This is a genomic window from Mesorhizobium sp. CA7, assembly GCF_020165015.1.
GTDB lineage: Bacteria > Pseudomonadota > Alphaproteobacteria > Rhizobiales > Rhizobiaceae > Mesorhizobium.
In genome coordinates, this window is the sequence record NZ_JAIUHH010000001.1 from 421,868 (window position 1) to 443,543 (window position 21,676).

The 21,676-nt window shown below is 64.3% G+C and carries 14 protein-coding genes; 7 read left to right on the forward strand and 7 right to left on the reverse strand.

Going from position 1 to position 21,676, the window contains the following annotated elements; genetic code table 11:
- Window positions 1–49: 49 nt before the first annotated feature.
- The 3 genes from LB552_RS02085 to LB552_RS02095 all read right to left on the reverse strand — a co-directional run bounded on the left by LB552_RS02085 (window position 50) and on the right by LB552_RS02095 (window position 5,428).
- Window positions 50–1,423 (reverse strand): class II 3-deoxy-7-phosphoheptulonate synthase, encoded by a 1,374-nt coding sequence (locus LB552_RS02085; RefSeq protein ID WP_095765121.1) that lies wholly within the window; start codon window positions 1,421–1,423, stop codon window positions 50–52.
- A gap of 206 nt (window positions 1,424–1,629) precedes the next feature.
- Window positions 1,630–5,127 (reverse strand): transcription-repair coupling factor, encoded by a 3,498-nt coding sequence (mfd, locus tag LB552_RS02090; RefSeq protein WP_224601566.1) that lies wholly within the window; start codon window positions 5,125–5,127, stop codon window positions 1,630–1,632.
- Between the two features lie 13 nt (window positions 5,128–5,140).
- Window positions 5,141–5,428, reverse strand: a complete 288-nt coding sequence (locus LB552_RS02095; protein ID WP_201410317.1) for a succinate dehydrogenase assembly factor 2 — start codon at window positions 5,426–5,428, stop codon at window positions 5,141–5,143.
- Window positions 5,429–5,520: 92 nt separating this feature from the next.
- Between LB552_RS02095 and recG the strand changes: the two genes are divergently transcribed.
- The gene (gene recG / locus LB552_RS02100) at window positions 5,521–7,629 is read left to right on the forward strand and encodes an ATP-dependent DNA helicase RecG (RefSeq protein ID WP_224601568.1); all 2,109 of its coding nucleotides are present in this window, start codon (window positions 5,521–5,523) and stop codon (window positions 7,627–7,629) included.
- Here recG and LB552_RS02105 read toward each other — a convergent pair.
- A complete protein-coding gene (locus LB552_RS02105) occupies window positions 7,581–8,336 on the reverse strand; it encodes a DUF502 domain-containing protein (RefSeq protein ID WP_224601570.1) in 756 nt (251 codons plus the stop codon). The genes recG and LB552_RS02105 overlap by 49 nt on opposite strands.
- A gap of 276 nt (window positions 8,337–8,612) precedes the next feature.
- On the opposite strand from LB552_RS02105, the gene LB552_RS02110 reads away from it, so the two are divergent.
- Window positions 8,613–8,900, forward strand: coding sequence for a GIY-YIG nuclease family protein (locus LB552_RS02110; protein ID WP_224601572.1), 288 nt, complete (start codon window positions 8,613–8,615; stop codon window positions 8,898–8,900).
- A gap of 186 nt (window positions 8,901–9,086) precedes the next feature.
- On the opposite strand, the gene glmS is transcribed toward LB552_RS02110, so the two are convergent.
- Window positions 9,087–10,910 (reverse strand): glutamine--fructose-6-phosphate transaminase (isomerizing), encoded by a 1,824-nt coding sequence (gene glmS / locus LB552_RS02115; protein ID WP_095765116.1) that lies wholly within the window; start codon window positions 10,908–10,910, stop codon window positions 9,087–9,089.
- 255 nt (window positions 10,911–11,165) lie between these two features.
- Between glmS and LB552_RS02120 the strand changes: the two genes are divergently transcribed.
- Window positions 11,166–11,525 (forward strand): ADP-ribosylation/crystallin J1, encoded by a 360-nt coding sequence (locus LB552_RS02120; RefSeq protein WP_411965360.1) that lies wholly within the window; start codon window positions 11,166–11,168, stop codon window positions 11,523–11,525.
- A 4-nt stretch (window positions 11,526–11,529) separates the two neighbouring features.
- Here the strand turns inward: LB552_RS02120 and glmU are convergent, their stop codons facing one another.
- A complete protein-coding gene (gene glmU / locus LB552_RS02125) occupies window positions 11,530–12,900 on the reverse strand; it encodes a bifunctional UDP-N-acetylglucosamine diphosphorylase/glucosamine-1-phosphate N-acetyltransferase GlmU (RefSeq protein ID WP_224601574.1) in 1,371 nt (456 codons plus the stop codon).
- 296 nt (window positions 12,901–13,196) lie between these two features.
- On the opposite strand from glmU, the gene LB552_RS02130 reads away from it, so the two are divergent.
- The gene (locus LB552_RS02130) at window positions 13,197–15,020 is read left to right on the forward strand and encodes an adenylate/guanylate cyclase domain-containing protein (RefSeq protein WP_224601576.1); all 1,824 of its coding nucleotides are present in this window, start codon (window positions 13,197–13,199) and stop codon (window positions 15,018–15,020) included.
- 177 nt (window positions 15,021–15,197) lie between these two features.
- On the opposite strand, the gene LB552_RS02135 is transcribed toward LB552_RS02130, so the two are convergent.
- Window positions 15,198–15,944: a cytochrome c biogenesis CcdA family protein gene (locus LB552_RS02135; protein ID WP_224601578.1), complete on the reverse strand. Its 747-nt coding sequence runs from the start codon at window positions 15,942–15,944 to the stop codon at window positions 15,198–15,200.
- 347 nt (window positions 15,945–16,291) lie between these two features.
- On the opposite strand from LB552_RS02135, the gene topA reads away from it, so the two are divergent.
- Genes topA through LB552_RS02150 form a run of 3 tightly spaced genes read left to right on the forward strand, consistent with a single transcriptional unit; the run spans window position 16,292 to window position 21,615 of the window.
- Window positions 16,292–18,859, forward strand: coding sequence for a type I DNA topoisomerase (topA, locus tag LB552_RS02140; protein ID WP_224543760.1), 2,568 nt, complete (start codon window positions 16,292–16,294; stop codon window positions 18,857–18,859).
- Between the two features lie 6 nt (window positions 18,860–18,865).
- The gene (gene rnr / locus LB552_RS02145; protein WP_224543758.1) at window positions 18,866–21,172 is read left to right on the forward strand and encodes a ribonuclease R; all 2,307 of its coding nucleotides are present in this window, start codon (window positions 18,866–18,868) and stop codon (window positions 21,170–21,172) included.
- Entirely contained in the window at window positions 21,172–21,615 is a 444-nt protein-coding gene (locus LB552_RS02150; protein WP_224601580.1) for a DUF983 domain-containing protein, read from the forward strand. Before rnr ends, LB552_RS02150 begins: the two co-directional genes overlap by 1 nt.
- Window positions 21,616–21,676: the final 61 nt, after the last annotated feature.

A 21,676-nucleotide genomic window follows, 5' to 3' on the forward strand; every position in this document is an offset into this window, starting at 1 on the left:
GCGACGGCATCGCCGCCAGCGCCTCCAATGATGGGCGTCAAGCCTCTGTTCAGGCGTTGGCGGCCTGCTTGTGCTGGACCGGATGGCTCTTCTTGAGCAGGTCCGAGACCAGGAAGGCGAGCTCGATCGCCTGATCGGCGTTGAGGCGCGGGTCGCAATGGGTGTGATAGCGGTCCTGCAGGTCTTCCGCCGTGATGGCGCGGGCGCCGCCGGTGCATTCGGTGACGTTCTTGCCGGTCATCTCTATATGGATGCCGCCCGGATGCGTGCCTTCCGCGCGATGAACTTCGAAGAAGGTCTGCACTTCCTTGAGGATGCGGTCGAACGGCCGCGTCTTGTAGCCGGCCGCCTCGATCGTGTTGCCATGCATCGGATCCGACGACCAGACAACGTTGCGGCCTTCCTTCTTAACTGCCCGCACCAGCTTCGGCAGATGCTCGGCGACCTTGTCGGAGCCGAAGCGCGCGATCAGCGTCAGCCGGCCCGGCTCGTTTTCGGGATTGAGCAGGTCGATCAATTCCATCAGGCCGTCCGGCGTCAGCGACGGCCCGCATTTCAGGCCGAGCGGATTCTTGATGCCGCGGCAATATTCGATATGCGCGTGATCTGGCTGGCGGGTGCGATCGCCGATCCAGATCATGTGGCCCGAGGTCGCGTACCAATCGCCGGAGGTCGAATCGACTCGCGTCAGCGCTTCCTCATAGCCGAGCAGCAGCGCCTCGTGGCTGGTGTAGAAATCCGTCTCGCGCAGCGCGAAATTGGTTTCGGACGTGATGCCTACCGCGCGCATGAAATCCATCGTCTCGGTGATGCGGTTGGCGAGCGATTCGTATTTTTCTCCCTGCGGGCTGTCGGCGACGAAGCCCAGCATCCAGCGATGCACGTTCTCAAGGCTGGCATAGCCGCCCTGCGCGAAGGCGCGCAGAAGGTTGAGCGTCGCGGCGGACTGGCGATACGCCATCTCCTGGCGCGCCGGATCGGGAATGCGCGAGGAGGCGTCGAATTCGATGCCGTTGATGATGTCGCCGCGGTAGCTCGGCAGCGTCACGCCGGCCTTCGTCTCGTTGTCGGACGAGCGCGGCTTGGCGAACTGGCCGGCGACGCGACCGACCTTCACCACCGGCTGCGCGCCGGCGAAGGTAAGCACCACCGACATCTGCAGGAAGACGCGGAAGAAGTCGCGGATGTTGTCGGCGCCATGCTCGGCAAAGCTCTCGGCGCAGTCACCGCCCTGGAGCAGGAAGGCTTCGCCGGCGGCGACCGCCGCCAGCTGCTTCTTCAGCTTGCGCGCCTCGCCGGCAAAGACCAGTGGCGGATAGGTCGCGAGCCGCGCTTCCGTGGCCTGCAAAGCCCCAAGGTCCGGGTAGGCCGGAACCTGCTTGATCGGCTTTGCCCTCCACGAATTCGGCGACCATTTCGTCATCGCTGCACCAACGCCCTTCCAGAGCAACTCCAGGAAAACGGCTTTCCGTCCGGAATTGCGTCAAATAAACCGGCGAGCGTGCTTGCCCGCCATTCCAGCCTCGATACGAGGTCGCGGCTCCTTACACGAAGCCGACTGCCTATTCTAGCCGGGTTTTTCAGTGGTGGCGAATGCGTTGAGCTGCTCGGCTTCCAATGTAGACGCCGTTACGCGGCCTTATCGACGAGCCGCGCCAGTTGCGTCATCACCACGGCCGAGCCGGCGAGCCGCTTCTCCGCGTTCGGCCAGTCGCGGATGAAAACGACGCTATGGTCGGCCCTGATCTTGGCCAGCGATCCCTGCTCGCCGATGAACTTGACCAGCCCGACCGGATTGGGGAACTCGCGCTTGCGGAAATGAATGACGACGCCCTTGGGCCCGGCATCGAGCTTCTCGACATTGGCCCTGCGGCAGAGCGCCTTGATGAAGACGATCTTCAACAGGTGCGTCACCTCTTCCGGCAAAGGCCCGAAACGGTCGATCAGCTCGGCGCCGAAGCCGTCGATCTCCTCGGTGGTTTCGAGGTCGCCAAGGCGTCGGTAGAGCGCCATGCGGAGCTGCAGGTCGGGCACATAGCTTTCCGGGATCATCACCGCGGTGCCGACGGCGATCTGCGGCGACCAGCCGCCGTCCTGCGCCTCGCCGGTATCCTTCACCTCGGCCACCGCCTCTTCCAGCATCTGCTGGTAGAGCTCGAAGCCGACCTCCTTGATATGGCCGGACTGCTCTTCGCCCAGAAGATTGCCGGCGCCACGGATGTCGAGGTCGTGGCTGGCGAGCTGGAACCCTGCGCCGAGCGTGTCGAGCGATTGCAGCACCTTCAGCCTGCGCTCGGCCGTATCGGTGAGCTTGCGGTTCGCCGGCAGCGTGAACAGCGCATAGGCGCGCACCTTCGAACGGCCGACGCGGCCGCGCAACTGATAAAGCTGCGCGAGGCCGAACATGTCGGCGCGATGGATGATCAGCGTGTTTGCGGTCGGGATATCGAGCCCGGATTCGACGATGGTCGTCGACAGTAGCACGTCATACTGACCGTCGTAGAAAGCGTTCATGATGTCGTCGAGCTCGCCCGGCGGCATCTGGCCATGCGCCACCGCCACTTTCAGCTCCGGCACGGATTCCCTCAGGAAATCATGGATTTCGGCCAGGTCGCTAATACGCGGCACGACATAGAAGGAATGGCCGCCGCGATAGCGTTCGCGCAGCAGTGTCTCGCGGATGACCAGCGGATCGAAGGGTGAGATGAAGGTGCGCACCGCCATGCGGTCGACCGGCGGCGTGGCGATCAGCGAGAGCTCGCGAACGCCGGTCAGCGCCAGTTGCAGCGTGCGCGGGATCGGCGTCGCCGACAGCGTCAGCACATGCACGTCGGACTTGAGATCCTTCAGCCGCTCCTTGTGCTTGACGCCGAAATGCTGCTCCTCGTCGATGATCAGCAGGCCGAGGCGCTTGAACGAGATCGAGCTGCCGAGCAGCGCGTGCGTGCCGACGACGATGTCGACCGTGCCTTCGGCGATGCCCTTCTTGGTCTCCGCCAATTCTTTTGAACCAACCAGGCGCGACGCCTGCGCAATGCGGATCGGCAGGCCCGAAAAGCGCTGCGAGAAGGTTTTGAAGTGCTGCCGCGACAACAACGTCGTCGGCACCACGACCGCGACCTGGAACCCTTCCATGGCCGCGATGAAGGCGGCGCGCAACGCAACTTCCGTCTTGCCGAAGCCGACGTCGCCGCAGATCAGCCGGTCCATCGGTTTGCCGGCGCCGAGATCGTCCAGGACGGAATCGATCGCCGTCTGCTGGTCGTCGGTCTCCTCATAGGGGAAACGCGCGGCGAACTCGCCATAAAGCCCTTCCGCCGGGATCATGGAGGGCGCGGCGCGCATCTGCCGCTCGGCGGCGATGCGGATCAATTGCCCGGCCATGTCGAGCAGGCGCCGCTTCAGCCGTGCCTTGCGCGCCTGCCAGGCGCCGCCGCCCAGCTTGTCGAGCGTCGCTTCGGCCGAATCCGAGCCATAGCGCGACAGAAGCTCGATGTTTTCCACCGGCAGGAACAGGCGATCGTCGCCGGCGTAGTGGATTTCGAGACAGTCATGCGGCGCGCCGAGCGCTTCGATGGTGCGCAAGCCGATGAAGCGGCCTATGCCATGGTCGGCATGGACGACGATGTCGCCTGCCGACAGCGACGAGGCTTCGGCTATGAAATCGGAGGCCTTCTTCTTGCGCTTGGAACGCCGAATGAGCCTGTCGCCGAGGATGTCCTGCTCGGCGACGACGACCAGATCGTCGGTCTCAAAGCCGGATTCGAGCGGCAGCACGGCAAGGCCCGCCTGCCCCGGCTCTAGCTTTTCGACCTCGGCCAGCGTCGCGACAGGTTTCAGATTCCTGAGATGGTGCTCCGCGAGAATTTGCCCGAGCCGGTCGAGCGAGCCTTCGGTCCAGCCGGCGACGACGACGCGGCGACGCGCCGCGCGCTCATCGGCAATGTGCTTCACGACAACGTCGAAGACGTTGATGTTGGGATCGGCGCGCTCCTCGGCAAAGCTGCGGCCTTGCCGCGAGCCGCCATGGAAGACTTTTTTGCCACCGACGTCGGGGGCGTCGAAGACGGTGAAGTCTATGTCCTCGCGCGGTCCGAGCGACGCCTTGAGGTTTTCGGGCGAGAGATACAGCAGATCCGGCGCCACCGGCTTGTAAGGGACGGCATCCTTGAGCGCGCTGTCGGCCTGCTTCCGGCGTGCCTCATAGTGGTCGAGGATCAGCGTGTGGCGCTCGGCCAAGGCCTCATGTGCCAGATGGTCGAACACGACGGGCGCATCCGGCAGATAGTCGAACACGGTCGCCAGCCGCTCGTAGAAGAACGGCAGCCAGTGCTCCATGCCGGCGAAGCGGCGGCCTTCGCTGACCGCAGCGTAGAGCGCGTCATCGCGCGACGGCGCGCCAAAGGCCTCGATATAGGAGCGGCGAAAGCGGCTGATCGTTTCCGGTGTCAGCGCCACCTCGCTCATCGCTTGCAGCGACATCGACTTGCGCTGCCCGGTGGTGCGCTGCGTCGCGACGTCGAAGACGCGGATCGATTCCAGCGTGTCGCCGAAGAAGTCGAGCCTGAGCGCCTCGCTCCAGCCGGGCGCGAAAAGGTCGAGGATGCCGCCGCGCACCGCGAATTCACCAAGCCCGCGAACGGTCGGCACGCGCTCGAAGCCGGAGGTTTCCAGCCGCGCGATCAGCGCGTTCATGTCGATCTGGTTTCCCGGCTTGGCATGGAACGTCTGAGCTTCGATCAGCTCGGCCGGCGGGATGCGCTGCAGCAACGCATTGGCGGTGGTGAGGATCACCGCGCGATGCGGTTTCTTGGCCAGCGCGATCATGGCCGAAAGCGCGTCGAGCCGACGCGCCGCGGCATCTGCGCCGGGCGAAACGCGGTCGTAAGGCAGGCAGTCCCAGGCCGGCAGCTCCAGCACCGGTAGGCCGGGCGCGGCAAAGGCGAGCGCCTCGATGATCGCCGGCAGCCGCTGGCCGTCGCGCGCGACGAACAGCAGCGGCTTGTCGGGCGCGATCTCCTGCGCCGTCCGCACCAGGGCGAAAGCTTCGTAGCCGTCGGCGACGCCGTCGACGATGAACTGGCCGGCGCGGCCCTTGGGCAGGCCAATGGAAGGAATGAGGGTCATGGATATGCGTTTTTCAAAATGTCATGGTCCGGCGCGACGCCAGGATCTTCCGCAGAACCGCGCAGTCGATATCGGGCGGAACCGGGCGCTCGCCGGTGACCATCGGGAAAAATTCGGTGTCGGGAATTTCGAGAAGTCTCTCATATTGGTCGATTTCATCGCCGGTCAAGGCGCCGATCTCGGCGTCGGCGAAGGAACCGAGGATCAGGTCCATCTCGCGCATGCCGCGATGCCAGGAGCGGAACAGGAGCTTGCGGCGGCGCGCGTCCAACCCCTCGCTTGATCGCTGTGTTCCGGTCATGGCGCCGCATCCCTGTCCAAGCGGCGCATATAGCGTGGATAGAGAGCGGTGTCAGCCTTTGCGCTGCCCTCGTCGCGACATAAGCTGACACCATGCGTCCCACCATCCTCGATCCCTTGTTCGTTCCGATCACTTCGCTTGCCGGCGTCGGCCCGAAGGTCGGATTGCTGATCGAGCGTGTCGTGCCGGCCGACCTCGGCGATCGCGCTGCGCGCGCGGCCGACCTTCTGTTCGTGCTGCCCAACACCGTCATCGACCGCCGCAACCGGCCCGGCATCGCGCTGTCGGCCGAGGGCCAGATCGTCACGCTCGAGGTGCGCGTCGACCGCCACCAGCCGCCGCCGCGCGGCAACAGGTCGGTGCCGTACAGGGTTTACGCCCATGACGACACCGGCGAGGTCGCGCTGACCTTCTTCCATGCCCATGCCGCCTATTTGCAGAAAATGCTTCCCGAGGGCGAGCGTGTGGTGATCTCGGGCCGCATGGAGTGGTTCAACGGCCGCCCGACGATGGTCCATCCCGATCACATCGCGCCGATCGACGAGGCCGAGGGCCTACCGTTGGTCGAGCCGGTCTATCCGCTCACCGCCGGCCTCTCGGCAAAGGTGCTGCGCCGCGCCGTCGGACAGGCTCTTGGCCGCCTGCCAGAATTGCCGGAGTGGCAGGACGACGCCTTCATGCGCCGCCATACATTCCCGTCCTTCGGCGACGCGCTCGCCCGCATCCATTATCCGAAGGATCCGATCGACGTTGCCGTCGAGGGATCGGCCTGGCGACGCCTTGCCTATGACGAATTGCTGGCCGGCCAGGTTTCGCTGGCGCTGGTGCGAGCGAGAATTCGCCGGCTCTCGGGCCGGCCGCTTACCGGCGACGGCAGCATCGTCGAGAAGCTGCGCGCCGCCCTGCCCTACAGGCTCACGCCCAGCCAGGAATTCGCGCTTGGCGAGATCAACGCCGATCTCGCCGATCCCGAACGCATGCTGCGCCTGCTGCAGGGCGATGTCGGCTCAGGCAAGACGGTGGTGGCGCTGCTCGCCATGGCGCGCGCGGTCGAGGCCGGCGGCCAGGCGGCGCTGATGGCGCCGACCGAGATCCTGGCGCGCCAGCATCTGGCGACGATCGCGCCGCTGGCGGAAAAGGTCGGCCTGCGCCTCGCTATCCTGACCGGGCGCGAGAAGGGCCGCGAGCGGGCCGAGACGCTTGCCGGTCTTGCCGGCGGCGAAATCGACATCGTCGTCGGCACGCATGCGCTGTTCCAGGAAAGCGTGACGTTTCACGACTTGGTGCTTGCCGTCGTCGACGAGCAGCACCGCTTCGGCGTTCATCAGCGCCTCGCCATCACCGCCAAGGGCGATGCGCCCGACATGCTGGTGATGACGGCGACGCCCATTCCGCGCACGCTCGTGCTGACCGCCTTCGGCGACATGGACGTCTCGAAACTGACCGAGAAGCCGGCCGGCCGGCAGCCGATCCGCACCGTCACCTTGCCGATGGAGCGGTTGGATGAGTTGGTCGGACGCATGCTTGATGCCGTCGCCGATGGCCAGAAAATCTACTGGATCTGCCCGCTGGTCGAGGAATCCGAAGAGATCAAGCTGATGTCGGCGGAGGACCGTTTTGCTTCGCTGAAACCGCTCTTCGGCGACCGGATCGGTCTCGTGCACGGTCGCATGAAGGGTGCGGAGAAAGACGAGGCGATGCGCGCCTTCAAGCAGGGCGAAACGCGCATCCTCATCGCCACCACCGTGATCGAGGTCGGCGTCGACGTGCCCGACGCCACGATCATGGTGATCGAGCATGCCGAACGCTTCGGCCTTGCCCAGTTGCACCAGTTGCGCGGCCGGGTCGGGCGCGGCGACAAGCCCTCCTCCTGCGTCCTGCTCTACAAGGAGCCGCTGGGCGAGACGGCCAAACGCCGGCTCTCGGTGATGCGCGAGACAGAGGACGGCTTCAAGATCGCCGAGGAGGACCTGAAACTGCGCGGCGAAGGTGAGTTGCTGGGCACCCGCCAGTCCGGCACACCAGGCTTCCAGGTGGCGCGCCTCGAGTTCCATGCCGATCTGCTCGAAGCCGCGCGCGACGACGCACGCCTGATCCTGTCGCGCGACCCGGAATTGCAGTCCGAACGCGGCGGGGCGCTGCGGCTGCTGCTTTATCTGTTCGGCCGCGATGAGGCGGTGCGGCTGCTGCGCGCCGGCTGAGCGGCGCCAATCGCCGGGTTGGCGAGGCCGTCGTCGACGGGCTCGCCGTTCAGCGTCACCAGCTTGGCCTTGACCTCCGGCGCCACCATGCCGGCCGAGACGATCAGCTTGGCGCCGTCCTCGATCGACATGTCGAGCGGCACGATCTCGGACTTGTGGACATACATCAGGAAACCAGTGGTTGGATTGGGCGTGCAGGGCATGAACACCGCAATCAGCGGATCGCCTTCCTGATCGAGCTTCTGGTTGATCTCGGTTTCCTTGTCGCTGGCGACGAAGACCAGCGACCAGACGCCCTTTCTCGGATATTCGACCAACCCGACCTGGCGGAACATGTCGCCCTTGTTCGACAGCACCGTCTCGAAAATCTGCTTCAGCGAGCCATAGATGCCACGCACCAGCGGCATGCGGCCAAGCAGCCGCTCGCCGAAATTGACAATGGCGCGGCCGACGATGTTCGCCGTCAGGAAACCGATCAGCGTGATCAGCACCAGCGCCACGATCAGCCCGAAGCCCGGAACCGGGAACGGCAGATAGGTATCGGGGTTGTAGCGGGCTGGGATATAGGGTTTTACCCAGGAATCGACCCAGCCGATCAGCGACCAGGCGATATAGACCGTGATGGCCAGCGGCGCGCAGACGATGAAGCCGGTCAGGAAATAATTCCTTAGCCGGGTCATGCCAGAGGTCTTCAGGGCGTCGGACATGAGTTCACCGCGGCGCAGGTTGCAACGCTGAGATTAGTGAACCGCGAGCCGGTTTGGAACTGCGAAGTTTTTAAGGGTGCCCTCCATCAACCGGCTTTCAGCATTCCAAATGGAAGCTGCTCCGTTCGCGATTGGCCGCAACACTCCTCCCTCGTCATCCACGGGCGGAGCGGGAGCGAAGCGGACGCGCAGACCCGAGGATCCATTCCGTGACGCCGGCCAAAAAATGCCACCCGTCAGAATAGTCCCTAACCATCAATTCGTTATCGTTCACGCATGACCGGCTATGTCTATATGACAGCAAGCAAGAAGCGCGGCACCATCTACACTGGTGTGACGAACGATCTTGGCCGGCGGATGCCGGAGCACAGGTCCGGCGAAGGCTCGCGCTTTACCGGGCGCTACGGCGTACAACGCCTGGTCTGGTACGAGGAGTATTTCGACATCCGCGATGCGATCCAGCGTGAAAAGTCGCTGAAACGCTGGCCTCGCCAGTGGAAGATCGAACTGATCGAAAAGGCCAATCCCGAGTGGTTCGAGCTGTTCCGGGGTATCGGGTGGTAGTGCCTAATTCTGCACCGCTTTGATCCGCCGCAAACGTCACGGAATGGATCCTCGGGTCTGCGCAGGAGCTTCGCTCCTGCTCCGCCCGTGGATGACGAAAGAAGGCTGTTGGCCGTCGCACTTCGAAGTACTGTCACTAACCGAGGAACCCATGACGCAATCCACAATCCGGCGGTAGTGACGGTGCTACTCCACTGTCACCGACTTCGCCAGATTGCGCGGCTGGTCGACGTCGGTGCCCATGAAGACGGCGGTGAAATAGGCCAGCATCTGGATCGGCAGCGCGTAGATGATCGGCGAGATGATCTCCGGCACTTCGGGCAGGATGATCGTCTCCATCGTCTTGATGCCGGCCTGCGCCGCGCCCTTCTTGTCGGTGATCAGGATGATCTTGCCGCCACGCGCCGCCACTTCCTGCATGTTCGAGACGGTCTTTTCGAAGATGCGGTCATGCGGCGCAATGACGATCACCGGCATGTTCTCGTCGATCAGCGCGATCGGCCCGTGCTTCAGCTCGCCGCCGGCATAGCCTTCGGCGTGGATGTAGGAGATTTCCTTGAGCTTCAGCGCGCCTTCCATGGCCAGCGGAAAATTGGTGTCGCGGCCGAGATAGAGCACGTCCTTGTAGCGCGACAGCTCGCGCGAGATGCGCTCGATCTGCTCGTCAAGCTTCAGCACCCGGGTGGCGTAGCGCGGCGCCTCGGAAAGCTCGCGCACCAGCTGCTTTTCCTCATCGCGCGAGATCGTGCCGCGCGCCACGCCCGCGCGGACCGCGAGCGCAGCCAAGACGGATAGCTGGCAGGTAAAAGCCTTGGTCGAGGCGACGCCGATCTCCGGCCCGGCCAGCGTCGGCAGCACGACGTCGGATTCGCGCGCCATGGTCGATTCCCGCACATTGACGACAGCGCCGATTTTCATGCCGGCCTTGCGGCAATAGCGCAGCGAAGCAAGCGTGTCGGCGGTCTCGCCCGACTGCGAGATGAAGAACGCCGCGTCATTGGCCGAAAGCGGCATCTCGCGATAGCGGAACTCGGAGGCGACATCGATGTCGATCGGCAGCCGCGCATAGCGCTCGAACCAGTATTTGCTGATCAGCCCGGCGAGATAGGCGGTGCCGCAGGCCGAAAGCGCCAGGCGGCCGATCTTGGCGAAGTCGAAAGGCAGGTCGAGCGGCTTCGACACCCCCGATGCGAAATCCAAGTAATGCGCCAGCGTGTGCGAGATCACCTCCGGCTGCTCATGGATTTCCTTTTCCATGAAATGGCGGCGGTTTCCCTTGTCGACCATGAAGCTGGTCGACAGTGACTGCTGGCGCTTGCGGTCGACTTGTCTGCCGTCGATGTCGTAGATGGTCACGCTTTCGCGACGCACGACCGCCCAGTCGCCGTCTTCGAGATAGGTGACCGCATTGGTGAAAGGCGCCAGCGCAATGGCGTCGGAGCCCAAAAACATCTCGCCCTCGCCATGGCCGACGGCCAAAGGCGGTCCGTTGCGGGCGCCGACGATCAGGTCCTCGTCGCCCTTGAACATGATTGCCAGGGCAAAGGCGCCGGAAAGCCGCTTCAGCGCCGCATGCGCGGCTTCCACCGGCTTCAGCCCCTTGGCGAGCTCGCGCGCCACCAGATGCGCGACGACCTCGGTGTCGGTCTGCGAAGAGAAAGAGTAGCCGTCGCGGGTGAGTTCGTCGCGCAGCTCGGCGAAATTCTCGATAATGCCGTTGTGGACAATGGCGACGCCTTCGGAAAAATGCGGATGCGCATTGGTCTCGTTCGGCACGCCATGTGTCGCCCAGCGTGTGTGGCCGATGCCGATCGTGCCGTCCAGCGGCTCGTCCTTCAGCCGGCGTTCGAGATTGACCAGCTTGCCCTCGGCGCGGCGGCGGCCGAGCTCGCCCCTTTCGATGGTGGCGACGCCGGCCGAGTCGTAGCCGCGATATTCAAGCCGCTTCAGCGCATCGACGATGAGCGGCGCGACTTGGCTTCGGCCAACGATTCCAACGATACCGCACATGGCGATTGCCCCCGATTCCCAGCAGAAAACCCAGCGCTATCTATGGATTGCCGGCCTGCCGTAAAAGTCACTTTGCGTTTCGTTCCATGTCACCGGGAACGGTTTTTGTACCATTGGACATTCTCAGAACGCCCTTGCATCCGGTTACCGCAAACGCCTTGTCTTGTCGCTTAGACGGTTTGGCGGCGTTCATCACCATGTAAACATTTGTGGCCGGAGCATGTCATCGTTCGAACGACAAACGCCACGCCACAGTTGGCAAAGGCCCGTATGGCGAACGCTCCTTGGGGCCTTGCTGACGCTGATCAAGGCTTTGGGCATGCGCGAATTTCCGCCGCGCCTGCCCGATCAGCCGATTTCTATCCGGTGCTCACTCAAGCCTATGCTGTCCAGATCGCCCGCGACTGGAACGTGCAGGCGAGCGGTTCCGGTTTCGTCACGCGGTTTGAGGTCCTGAAAAGCTTCCTCGACGGCTACCGCGTCGAGCATGCCGGCAGCAGAGCGCATCTCGAGTATTGGATACCCGCTGAAGACCTGCCTCAGTTCAACAAGGCAATCGTCGGCGAGATCGTGGTAACGGCTGCTTTCGGCAAAATCACCGAAAGCACCACCTGAAACGCTATTCCGCCGCTGCCTTCTTCCGCGCCGCGGCGGCCGAGGCGAAGCGTTCGCGCAATTCCTTCCCCTTGCCGGGAATCGTCTTCTGGCGCGCGCGGCCGAAGGCCAGCGCATCGTCGGGCACGCTTTCAGTGATCACGCTGCCGGAAGCGATGTACCCGCCCTTGCCGATCGAGACCGGCGCCACCAGCGAGGAATTCGAGCCGACAAAGACGCCCTCGCCGATATCGGTGAAGAATTTCGAGTAGCCATCATAATTGCAGGTGATGGTGCCGGCGCCGATATTGGCAGCGGCACCCACGCGCGCATCGCCGATGTAGGTCAGGTGATTGACCTTGGCGCCCTCTTCGATCGTCGCCTGCTTGACCTCGCAGAAATTGCCGACCTTTGCCTTGTTTCGAAGGTCCGCGCCCGGCCGCAGCCGGGCGAACGGCCCGACATCGCAATTTGAGGCGATCGTTGCGCCCTCGATGTGGCTGAAGGCGTGAATCTTGGCGCCTGACGCGATCTTCACACCCGGCCCGAACCAGACATTCGGCTCGACGAGCGTATCGGCGCCGATCTCGGTGTCGTGCGAGAAATAGACGGTTTCGGGCGCGATCAGCGTAACTCCGGACAGCATCGCCTCGCGCCGACGGCGCGCCTGCCAAATCGCTTCCGCCTCGGCGAGCTCGGCCCGGTTGTTGATGCCGAGCGCGCTTTCGAAACTCGCTTCCGTTGCCACTACGTCGAGCCCTTCCGCGCCGGCGATCTCGACGATGTCGGTGAGGTAGAATTCGCCCTTGGCGTTCTTGTTGCCGACCTTGTCGAGCAGCCGCAGCGCATGCTTGCCCGCCACCGCCATCATGCCGGCATTGCAGAAGCCGATCTTTTTCTCTTCCTCCGAGCAGTCCTTCTCCTCGCGGATGGCAATGAGATGACCGCCTTTTTCGATCAACCGGCCGTAGCCGGCCGGGCTTGGCGGACGGAAGCCGATGACCGCGACGGCGGCACCCTCAGCCAGCTTCTGCCGCGCTGCGGCCAGCGCCTGCGCATCGATTAGCGGCGTGTCGCCGAACATCACGAGAATATCGTCGTAACCCTTTGATATTGCTTCACGCGCCGCGAGGACCGCATGCGCGGTGCCGAGCCGCTTGTCCTGCACGAAAGTCTCCGCCTTTGGCGCAAATTTCTGCACCGCCTTGCGCATCTCGTCTGCGCCGTGGCCGATCACGAGCGCCACGCCGGTCGCACCGGCACCCTCAGCGGCTTTCACGACGTGAGCCACCATCGGCAGGCCGGCAATGGCATGCAGCACCTTGGGCATCGCGCTTTTCATGCGGGTGCCTTCGCCGGCGGCAAGGATGACAGACAGGCAGGATCTCTGGCTCATGGATGGGCAACCGTATGAAAAAGGTTTGAATCAACGCATATTAACAGCGTAGGCCATGCTGCACCAATGCGGTTAAATTCCGGTGAGATGGCAAAGCCAAGTCTCCAAGTGCGAACGTCGGGTGTGATGCCCGATACAAAAGCACCGCCACGGTGGCGTCAGCCGGTTACACAGGTCAGGAAATATCCCCGGCCTGCTGGGGGTGCTGCGTCGCAAGCGGGATGGCGAAATGTCGTGAAGGCAAGGTCGAGCTGCGTTTTCCGTTCCACATCGGCGACGGGCGGAGACTGGGAGAGATGGATACCATGCGCGTGGCGCGTCTGGAAGTTGGCGGGACATGGACGCGGAGCGGCACGCGTGCAGGCGCTTGGCCGAGCGGTGCGATGACCGTGCGGCGCCACCTCGCTGCGATCCTGGCTTGCGACGTGGTCGGTTATTCGCGCCTGATGGAGCGCGACGAGCGCTGCACGCTCGAGCGGCTGAAGATCTACCGCAAGGACCTCCTCGAACCGCTGGTCTCCGAGCATCAGGGTCGGATCGTCAAGCTCACCGGCGACGGCATGCTGTGCGAATTCGCGAGCGTCGTCAACGCGGTGACCTCGGCGATGGCGATCCAGCGGACCCTGGCAGAACGCGAGGCGGAGACCCCCGAGGAAGAGAGGATTCGCTTCCGCATCGGCGTCAATCTCGGCGACGTGGTTTGCGAGGAGGACGGCGACCTCTACGGCGACGGGGTCAACATCGCCGCCCGCCTCGAAAGCGTCGCCGATCCCGGCACCGTTGTCGTCTCGGGCACCGCCTACGACCACCTTCAGGGCAAGCTCGACTGCGGCTTCACGCCGCTCGGCGAGCTGCGCCTCAAGAACATCGAGCGGCCCGTGCGCGCCTACCGCGTCGAGTCCGACGCCAGCGCTGCCCCGCCTCCCCTGCCCGAGAAACCCTCGATCGCGGTTCTGCCTTTCACCAACATGAGCGGCGACCCCGATCAGGAATACTTCGCCGACGGGCTGGTGGAGGACATCATCACGGGATTGAGCCGAGTGAACTCCTTCTTCGTGATCGCCCGCAACTCGTCCTTCACCTACAAGGGCCGGGCGGTGGACCTGCGCCAGGTCGGGCGCGAGCTGGGCGTCCGCTACGTGCTCGAAGGCAGCATCCGCAGGGCAGGATCGCGGGTGCGTATCAGTGGGCAGTTGGTGGACGCGATCAGCGGACACCATGTCTGGGCCGACCGCTTCGAGGGCGATATGTGCGACATCTTCGACCTGCAGGACAAGGTGACCGAGAGCGTCGTCGGCGCTGTCGAGCCGAGCATCCGGCTGGAGGAAATCAAGCAGGCGCGCATGAAGCCGACCGACTACATGAGCGCCTACGACCTCTACCTTCGCGCGCTGCCGCGCTTCTACAGCATGACGCGCGAAGGCTTTGCCGACGTGCGTCGGCTCACCAACGAGGCGCTTAGCATCGACCCCGGCTTCAACTTGGCGAAGGCACTCGGCGCCTATATCCGCAGCATATCCGTGAGCCAGTGCTGGCACGAGCCCGAGGATACCCGGGTCGCCACGCGCATGGCGCGCGAGGTACTGGCGGAAGCGCGCGACGACCCCACGAGCCTGCGCTTCGCCGCGCAGGTGATCGCCTACAGCGCGAAGGACTACGAGATGGCGCTGGCCACGATCGAACGATCCCTGCTGCTCAATCCCAATTCGGCGCAGGGCCATACGAGCTGCGGTTGGGTCAACGCACATTCCGGCCGCCCGCTCGTCGCGATCGAGCACTTTCACAGGGCAATGCGGCTGAGCCCGGTCGACCCCGAGAAGGGCATCGCGCTCTCGGGCATCGGGATGAGCTACCTGATGCTCGAGCGCTACGAGGAAGCGCTGGCATGGGGAGAACGCGCGCTGCAGGAGATGCCGAACTACGGCTCCTCGCACCGGGTGGTGATTATGGCGCTGGTCAAACTCAACCGGCTGGAGGAGGCGCGGGCGGCGGCGCGGCGGCTGATGGAGGCGTTCCCGACCTACACGCTCACCCTGCAGAGACAGATCAACCCATGGCAGGACAAGGTGTTCGGCGAGCGTTACGTCGAGGCGCTGGGCATCTCCGGCGTGCCGAAGTGATCGCCGCGGCGGAAATTCCGGTGAGACGGCGGAGCAGGTGACTCGATGGGTTGTCTGAACATAGTGGTCGCCCCAGGTCTCCATAGCAAATTATGGAACACGAGATAGAGGGCACAGGACCCTTCGATACTGATCTCTACAACGGGTTCACAGCTCGACTCTCTGCCAGCAACTAAACTACCCCAGCCTTCCCAGCACCGGAAAATTCTCCAAGAGCCAATAGGACGCGCTTTGTACGCCGCCAGTGAGGAAAAACACGCCGGCGATGACCAGCAGCGCGCCGATCGCCTTCTCGACGCGGCCGAGATGGACGCGGAATTTGCCGAGGAAGCGCATGAAGGCGCCGGAAAACAGCGCCGCGATCAGGAACGGGATACCGAGGCCGAGCGAATAGGCGGCAAGCAAAAGCGCGCCCTCACCCACGGTCTCGCGCCCGCCGGCCAAAGTCAGGATCGGTCCCAGCACCGGGCCGATGCAGGGCGTCCAGCCGAAGGCGAAGGCCAGCCCCATGACATAGGCCGCGATCATGCTGGCCGGCTTGCCCTGCGATTGGAAGCGCGCCTCGCGCGACAAAAGCGGAATGCGCAGGATGTCAAGGAAGTTCAGGCCCATGATGATGATGAGCGCTCCCGCCGCCACCGCCAGTGGCTCCTGCCAGACGCGCAGCAACCGCCCGATGGTCGAGGCCCCGGCGCCGAGCGCCACGAAGACGGTGGAAAAGCCGAGCACGAAGGCCACGGAAGCATAAAGCAGCGCGCCGCGCGCGCCCTCCTTCGCCGTGACGCTCTGATTGCCGCGGAAATCGTCGACGGAAACGCCGGCCATGTAGCAGAGATAGGGCGGCACCAGCGGCAGCACGCATGGCGACAGGAAAGAGATCGCCCCTGCCCCGACCGCGCTGACATAGCCGATGTCCAATGCCATCCAATGAGTCCGATTGTGCTAGCGACGATATAGCGATGCGGGCACGCCCCTGCCAATCACCATTGTGTGGCACGTCGCCGCTTCGCCGCAGGAAGAAACAGGCAAACGCGTTGACCGAACAAGCGCGCGATAGCCGCCCGCCCGGTTCGAGGCGCGCATACATCCATCCCCAAAAAATGTGATCTTTGCCATACACTCTAAGAGTGTATCGTCCGCGGCCGCTTCCCAAATTGGCCGCTTCCCCTTGACCGATGGCAAAAGCACGGCCATGTGAGCGACGAAAAGAGTGGGATTTCGTCGTGCGTCGCGGAGTTCTTCCGCCACCTCACAGCTGATTAAGAGACCTCATGGACGTCGTCGTCGTCGAATCGCCGGCCAAGGCGAAGACAATCAACAAATATCTCGGCAAGAACTATAAGGTTCTGGCCTCCTTCGGCCATGTCCGCGATCTTCCCGCCAAGGACGGCTCGGTGCGCCCTGACGAGGACTTCGCCATGTCCTGGTCGGTCGACACCGCGTCCGGCAAGCGCCTTGCCGACATCGCCAAGGCGGTGAAGGATGCCGACGGGCTGATCCTCGCCACCGACCCGGATCGCGAGGGCGAAGCGATTTCCTGGCATGTGCTGGAAGTCCTGAAGCAGAAGCGCGCGCTGAAGGACAAGCCGGTCAGCCGGGTCGTCTTCAACGCCATCACCAAGGCCTCGGTGCTCGATGCCATGGCCCATCCGCGCCAGATCGACGCGCCGCTAGTCGACGCCTATCTCGCCCGCCGCGCGCTCGATTATCTCGTCGGCTTCACGTTGTCGCCGGTGCTGTGGCGCAAGCTGCCGGGCGCCCGCTCTGCCGGCCGCGTCCAGTCGGTGGCGTTGCGCCTGGTCTGCGACCGCGAATCCGAAATCGAGCGCTTCATCCGCGAGGAATACTGGCAGATCGCCGCCATCCTCGGCACCCCGCGCAACGACAGTTTCGAGGCGCGGCTGACCGCCTTTGCCGGCAAGAAGCTGCAGAAGCTTGATATCGCCAACAAGGCGCAGGCCGACGACATCAAGGCGATGCTCGAAGGCGCGACCTTCAAGGCATTGTCGGTCGAAGCTAAGCCGACAAAACGCAATCCCGGCCCGCCCTTCACAACCTCGACGCTGCAGCAGGCCGCCTCGTCAGGCCTCGGTTTCTCGGCCAACCGCACCATGCAGGTGGCGCAAAAGCTCTATGAAGGCATGGATGTCGGCGGCGAGACCGCCGGCCTCATTACCTATATGCGAACCGACGGCGTGCAGATGGCGCCGGAGGCGATCGAGGCCGCCCGCAACGCTATCGTCAGCGAGTTCGGCGCGAAATACCTGCCGGAGAAGCCGCGTTTCTACACCACGAAGGCCAAGAACGCCCAGGAAGCCCACGAGGCGATCCGCCCGACCGATTTCAAGCGCACGCCGGCTTCCGTTCGGCAATATCTCGATGCCGACCAGGCCCGGCTTTACGAGCTGATCTGGAAGCGCGCCATCGCCAGCCAGATGCAGCCGGCCGAGATCGAACGCACCACGGTCGAGATCGAGGCGGTCAACGGCGCCCGCACCGCCGAGCTGCGCGCGATCGGCTCGGTCGTCCGCTTCGACGGCTTCATTGCCGCCTACACCGATCAGAAGGACGAGGACGCCGAGGACGAGGAGAGCCGCCGCCTGCCCGAGATCCGCTCCGGCGAGCAGCTTGCCCGCCAGGCGATCAACGCGACCCAGCACACCACCGAGCCGCCGCCGCGCTATTCCGAGGCGTCGCTGATCAAGAAGCTGGAAGAGCTCGGCATCGGCCGGCCATCGACCTACACCGCGATCCTGAAGACGCTCGAGGATCGCGACTACGTCACCATCGACCGTCGCAAGCTCGTGCCGCAGGCCAAGGGCAGGCTGCTCTCGGCCTTTCTCGAAAGCTTCTTCGAGCGCTATGTTGAATATGACTTCACCGCTTCGCTCGAGGAGAAGCTCGACGAGATTTCCGACGGCAAGCTCGCCTGGAAGGACGTGCTACGCGACTTCTGGAAGGATTTCTCCGGCGCCGTCGACGACATCAAGGAACTGCGCGTCGCCGACGTGCTCGATGCGCTCAATGAAGAACTCGCGCCGCTGGTCTTCCCGGAGCGTGAGGACGGTTCCAATCCGCGCATCTGTCCGAAATGCGGCACCGGCAACCTGTCGCTGAAGCTCGGCAAGTTCGGCGCCTTTGTCGGCTGCTCGAACTATCCCGAATGCTCCTACACCCGCCAGCTCGGCGACGCCGCCAATCCCAATGGCGAGAACGGCAATGGCGAGGACGGCGTCAAGCTGCTCGGCAAAGATCCTTATACCGCCGAGGAAATTACCCTGCGCAGTGGCCGTTTCGGCCCCTATATCCAGCGCGGCGAAGGCAAGGAGGCCAAGCGCTCAAGCCTGCCCAAGGGCTGGACGCCCGACTCGATCGACCACGAGAAGGCGCTGGCGCTGCTGGGTCTGCCGCGCGATGTGGGAAAACATCCCGAAACCGGCAAGATGATCTCGGCTGGCCTCGGGCGCTACGGCCCGTTCGTGCTGCATGACGGCACCTACGCCAATCTGGAGAGCATCGAGGACGTGTTCTCGATCGGCCTGAACCGCGCCGTTTCGGTGATCGCCGAGAAGCAGCAGAAGGGCAAGGGTGGCCGCAACGGCGCCACGCCGGCGGCGCTCAAGGAATTGGGCGATCATCCGGACGGCGGCGGCAAGATCGTCGTTCGCGACGGCAAATACGGCCCGTACGTCAACTACGGCAAGGTCAATGCGACGCTGCCAAAAGGCAAGGACCCGCAATCGGTGACGATGGAAGAAGCGCTCGCCCTGATTGCTGAGAAGGAAGCCAAGGGCGGAGGCGGCAAAAAGCCCTTCCGCCGGGCGGCGAAGAAGGGGTAGCAGGACGTGGCGCGCAGGATCTCCGGAAGAAGCCACGGCGATCCGCGCAACGCCGACACCAGGGCCAAGGTCAAGGACGACTATCGTCCGTCGCGTGACGAGGTCCTGCGCTACATCGCCGAAAATCCCGATCGCTCCGGCAAGCGCGAGATCGCCAAGGCCTTCGCGCTGCGCGGCGAGGACCGCATCTGGCTGAAAGACCTGTTGCGAGACCTGCAGGATGAAGGCCTCCTCAACAAGGAGCGCAAGCGCCTCACCCGCGCGGGCGCCGTGCCTCATGTCGCGGTGCTCGACATTTTCGGCCGCGACGATGACGGCGTGCTTCTGGCGAATCCGAGCGAATATACCGGCGCCGGCTCGCCCCCCGTCATCGCCATCCGCATCTCGCGCGCCGCCGGCGGCCCGGTCCCCGGCATTGGCGACCGCGTGCTTGCCAAGACTTTCCCGACCGACGATCCGTCAGGCCCTGCTTATACCGGGCGGGTGATGAAGATCTTCGAGAAGCGCAGCGACGCCGTGCTCGGCGTCTTCCGCGTGCTGAAGGACGGAACCTTCCGCATCGAGCCGGTCGAACGGCGCCAGCCGGAACTGATCGTCGACAAGGAATTCCAGAACGGCGCCAGAAATGGCGATCTGGTGGAGGTGGAGCCGGCGCGGGCATCCCGTTACGGACTGCCCCGGGCAAAGGTGCTGGCGGTGCTGGGCTCGCTGAGCAGCGAGAAGGCTGTCTCGATGATCGCCATCCACGCCCACGACATTCCCCATGTCTTTCCTGCCGACGTGATTGCCGAGGCCGAAGCGGTGAAGCCGGCGACGCTCGATCACCGCGAGGACTGGCGCAGTCTGCCGCTGGTGACCATCGATCCGGCCGATGCCAAGGATCATGACGACGCGGTCTTCGCCACGCCGGACACGGACGAGAAAAATCCCGGCGGCGTTGTCATCACCGTGGCGATCGCCGATGTCGCAGCCTATGTTCGCTACGGTACGCCGCTCGACCGCGAAGCCCTGAAGCGCGGCAATTCGGTCTATTTTCCGGACCGCGTCGTGCCCATGCTTCCTGAACGCATCTCCAACGATCTCTGCTCGCTGCGCGAGGGCGAAGACAGGCCGGCAATCGCCGTGCGCATGACCTTCTCCTCGGAAGGCCGCAAGCTCAGACATTCCTTCCACCGCGTCATGATGAAGTCGGCCGCCAAGCTCGCCTACCCGCAGGCGCAGGCCGCGATCGACGGCGCGCCCGACGACAAGACACGGCCGATCCTCGACAGCGCTTTGAAGCCGTTATGGGACGCCTACGCCGTGCTCAGGCGCGGCCGCCAGTCCCGCCAGCCGCTTGAACTCGACCTGCCCGAGCGCAAGATCCTGCTGAAACCCGACGGCACGGTCGACCGCGTCGTCGTGCCGGAGCGCCTCGACGCTCATAAGCTCATCGAGGAATTCATGATCCAGGCCAATGTCGCGGCCGCCGAGACATTGGAGGGCAAGAAAGAGCCGCTCGTCTACCGCATCCATGACGCGCCGTCGCTCGCCAAGCAGGAATCGCTGCGCGAGTTCCTGGCAACGCTCAGCCTGTCCTTGGCGCGCGGCGCGCAGATGCGGCCGAGCCAGTTCAACGGCATTCTGGAGCGGGTGCGCGGCGCCGACAACGAGGCGCTGGTCAACGAAGTGGTGCTGCGCTCGCAGAGCCAGGCGGAGTACTCGCCGAAGAACATCGGCCATTTCGGTCTCAACCTCAGGCGCTACGCCCATTTCACCTCGCCGATCCGCCGCTACGCCGATCTGATCGTGCACCGCGGGCTGATCGCGGCGCTTGGCCTCGGGCCCGGCGGCCTGGCGCAGCAGGAGGCGGACCGGCTGGAAGAGGTCGCCGCGCTGATCTCGGCGACTGAGCGTCGCGCCATGGCGGCCGAGCGCGATACGGTCGACCGGCTGATTGCCGCCTATCTCGCCGAGCGCGTCAACGACACGTTCGACGCGCGCATCTCCGGCGTCACCAAGGCGGGACTCTTTGTCCAATTGCCGCAGTATGGCGCCGACGGCTTTATTCCGGTGTCAACTCTGGGCGGCGACTACTATATCTACGACGAAACCGCCCGATCACTGTTCGGTGAACGCACCGGCAAGGGCTATCAGCTTGCCGATCGCGTCGAAGTCCGGCTGGTCGAGGTCGCGCCAATGGCCGGTGCGATGCGTTTCGAGATGCTGACCGACCCGAAGCCTCTGCCCGGCTCGAGGCGGTCGTTCCACAAGGCCAAGGGCCGCGCCCGCGCGTCGCAATCGCGCGTCGGTCCGCGCGGCAGGAGACGATAATGCCAGGTAACGTCCAAGTGCAAGAACAGGTTTTCGGCGGCGAGCATCATTCGGGCCGCGTCGCGCGTCCCCTGTGGACGGCGATCAAGCGCGGGATACTCGGCCGCTGCCCGCATTGCGGCAAGGGAAAGCTGTTCCGCGCTTTCGTGAAGCCCGTGGACAAGTGCGAGGTCTGCGGCGAGGAGCTGCACCACCATCGCGCGGACGACCTGCCCGCCTATCTGGTCATCGTCATCGTCGGTCACATCGTCGTTGGCGGCTTCATGGCCGTTGAGGCCGCGTCGACGCTGTCGACCTGGCAGCACGCGCTGATCTGGGTTCCGCTGACCATTATTCTGGCCGTCGCACTGCTGCAGCCGGTCAAGGGAGCTGTCATCGGCCTGCAATGGGCGCTTTATATGCACGGCTTCGGCGACGAGAAGGACGAATTCGAGAGCCGTTAATTAAGCCAGGCCGCACCGCGGTCGGCCCTGGTGCAAAGGCCACGACGCGCAAGCCACTTTC

What these genes read in the sequence shown, in the direction of transcription:
- LB552_RS02085 (WP_095765121.1), bottom strand. Translation starts at nt 1,423, where the DNA reads ATGACGAAATGGTCGCCGAATTCGTGGAGGGCAAAGCCGATCAAGCAG.
- mfd (WP_224601566.1), bottom strand. Translation starts at nt 5,127, where the DNA reads ATGACCCTCATTCCTTCCATTGGCCTGCCCAAGGGCCGCGCCGGCCAG.
- LB552_RS02095 (WP_201410317.1), bottom strand. Translation starts at nt 5,428, where the DNA reads ATGACCGGAACACAGCGATCAAGCGAGGGGTTGGACGCGCGCCGCCGC.
- recG (WP_224601568.1), top strand. Translation starts at nt 5,521, where the DNA reads ATGCGTCCCACCATCCTCGATCCCTTGTTCGTTCCGATCACTTCGCTT.
- LB552_RS02105 (WP_224601570.1), bottom strand. Translation starts at nt 8,336, where the DNA reads ATGTCCGACGCCCTGAAGACCTCTGGCATGACCCGGCTAAGGAATTAT.
- LB552_RS02110 (WP_224601572.1), top strand. Translation starts at nt 8,613, where the DNA reads ATGACCGGCTATGTCTATATGACAGCAAGCAAGAAGCGCGGCACCATC.
- glmS (WP_095765116.1), bottom strand. Translation starts at nt 10,910, where the DNA reads ATGTGCGGTATCGTTGGAATCGTTGGCCGAAGCCAAGTCGCGCCGCTC.
- glmU (WP_224601574.1), bottom strand. Translation starts at nt 12,900, where the DNA reads ATGAGCCAGAGATCCTGCCTGTCTGTCATCCTTGCCGCCGGCGAAGGC.
- LB552_RS02130 (WP_224601576.1), top strand. Translation starts at nt 13,197, where the DNA reads ATGGATACCATGCGCGTGGCGCGTCTGGAAGTTGGCGGGACATGGACG.
- LB552_RS02135 (WP_224601578.1), bottom strand. Translation starts at nt 15,944, where the DNA reads ATGGCATTGGACATCGGCTATGTCAGCGCGGTCGGGGCAGGGGCGATC.
- topA (WP_224543760.1), top strand. Translation starts at nt 16,292, where the DNA reads ATGGACGTCGTCGTCGTCGAATCGCCGGCCAAGGCGAAGACAATCAAC.
- LB552_RS02150 (WP_224601580.1), top strand. Translation starts at nt 21,172, where the DNA reads ATGCCAGGTAACGTCCAAGTGCAAGAACAGGTTTTCGGCGGCGAGCAT.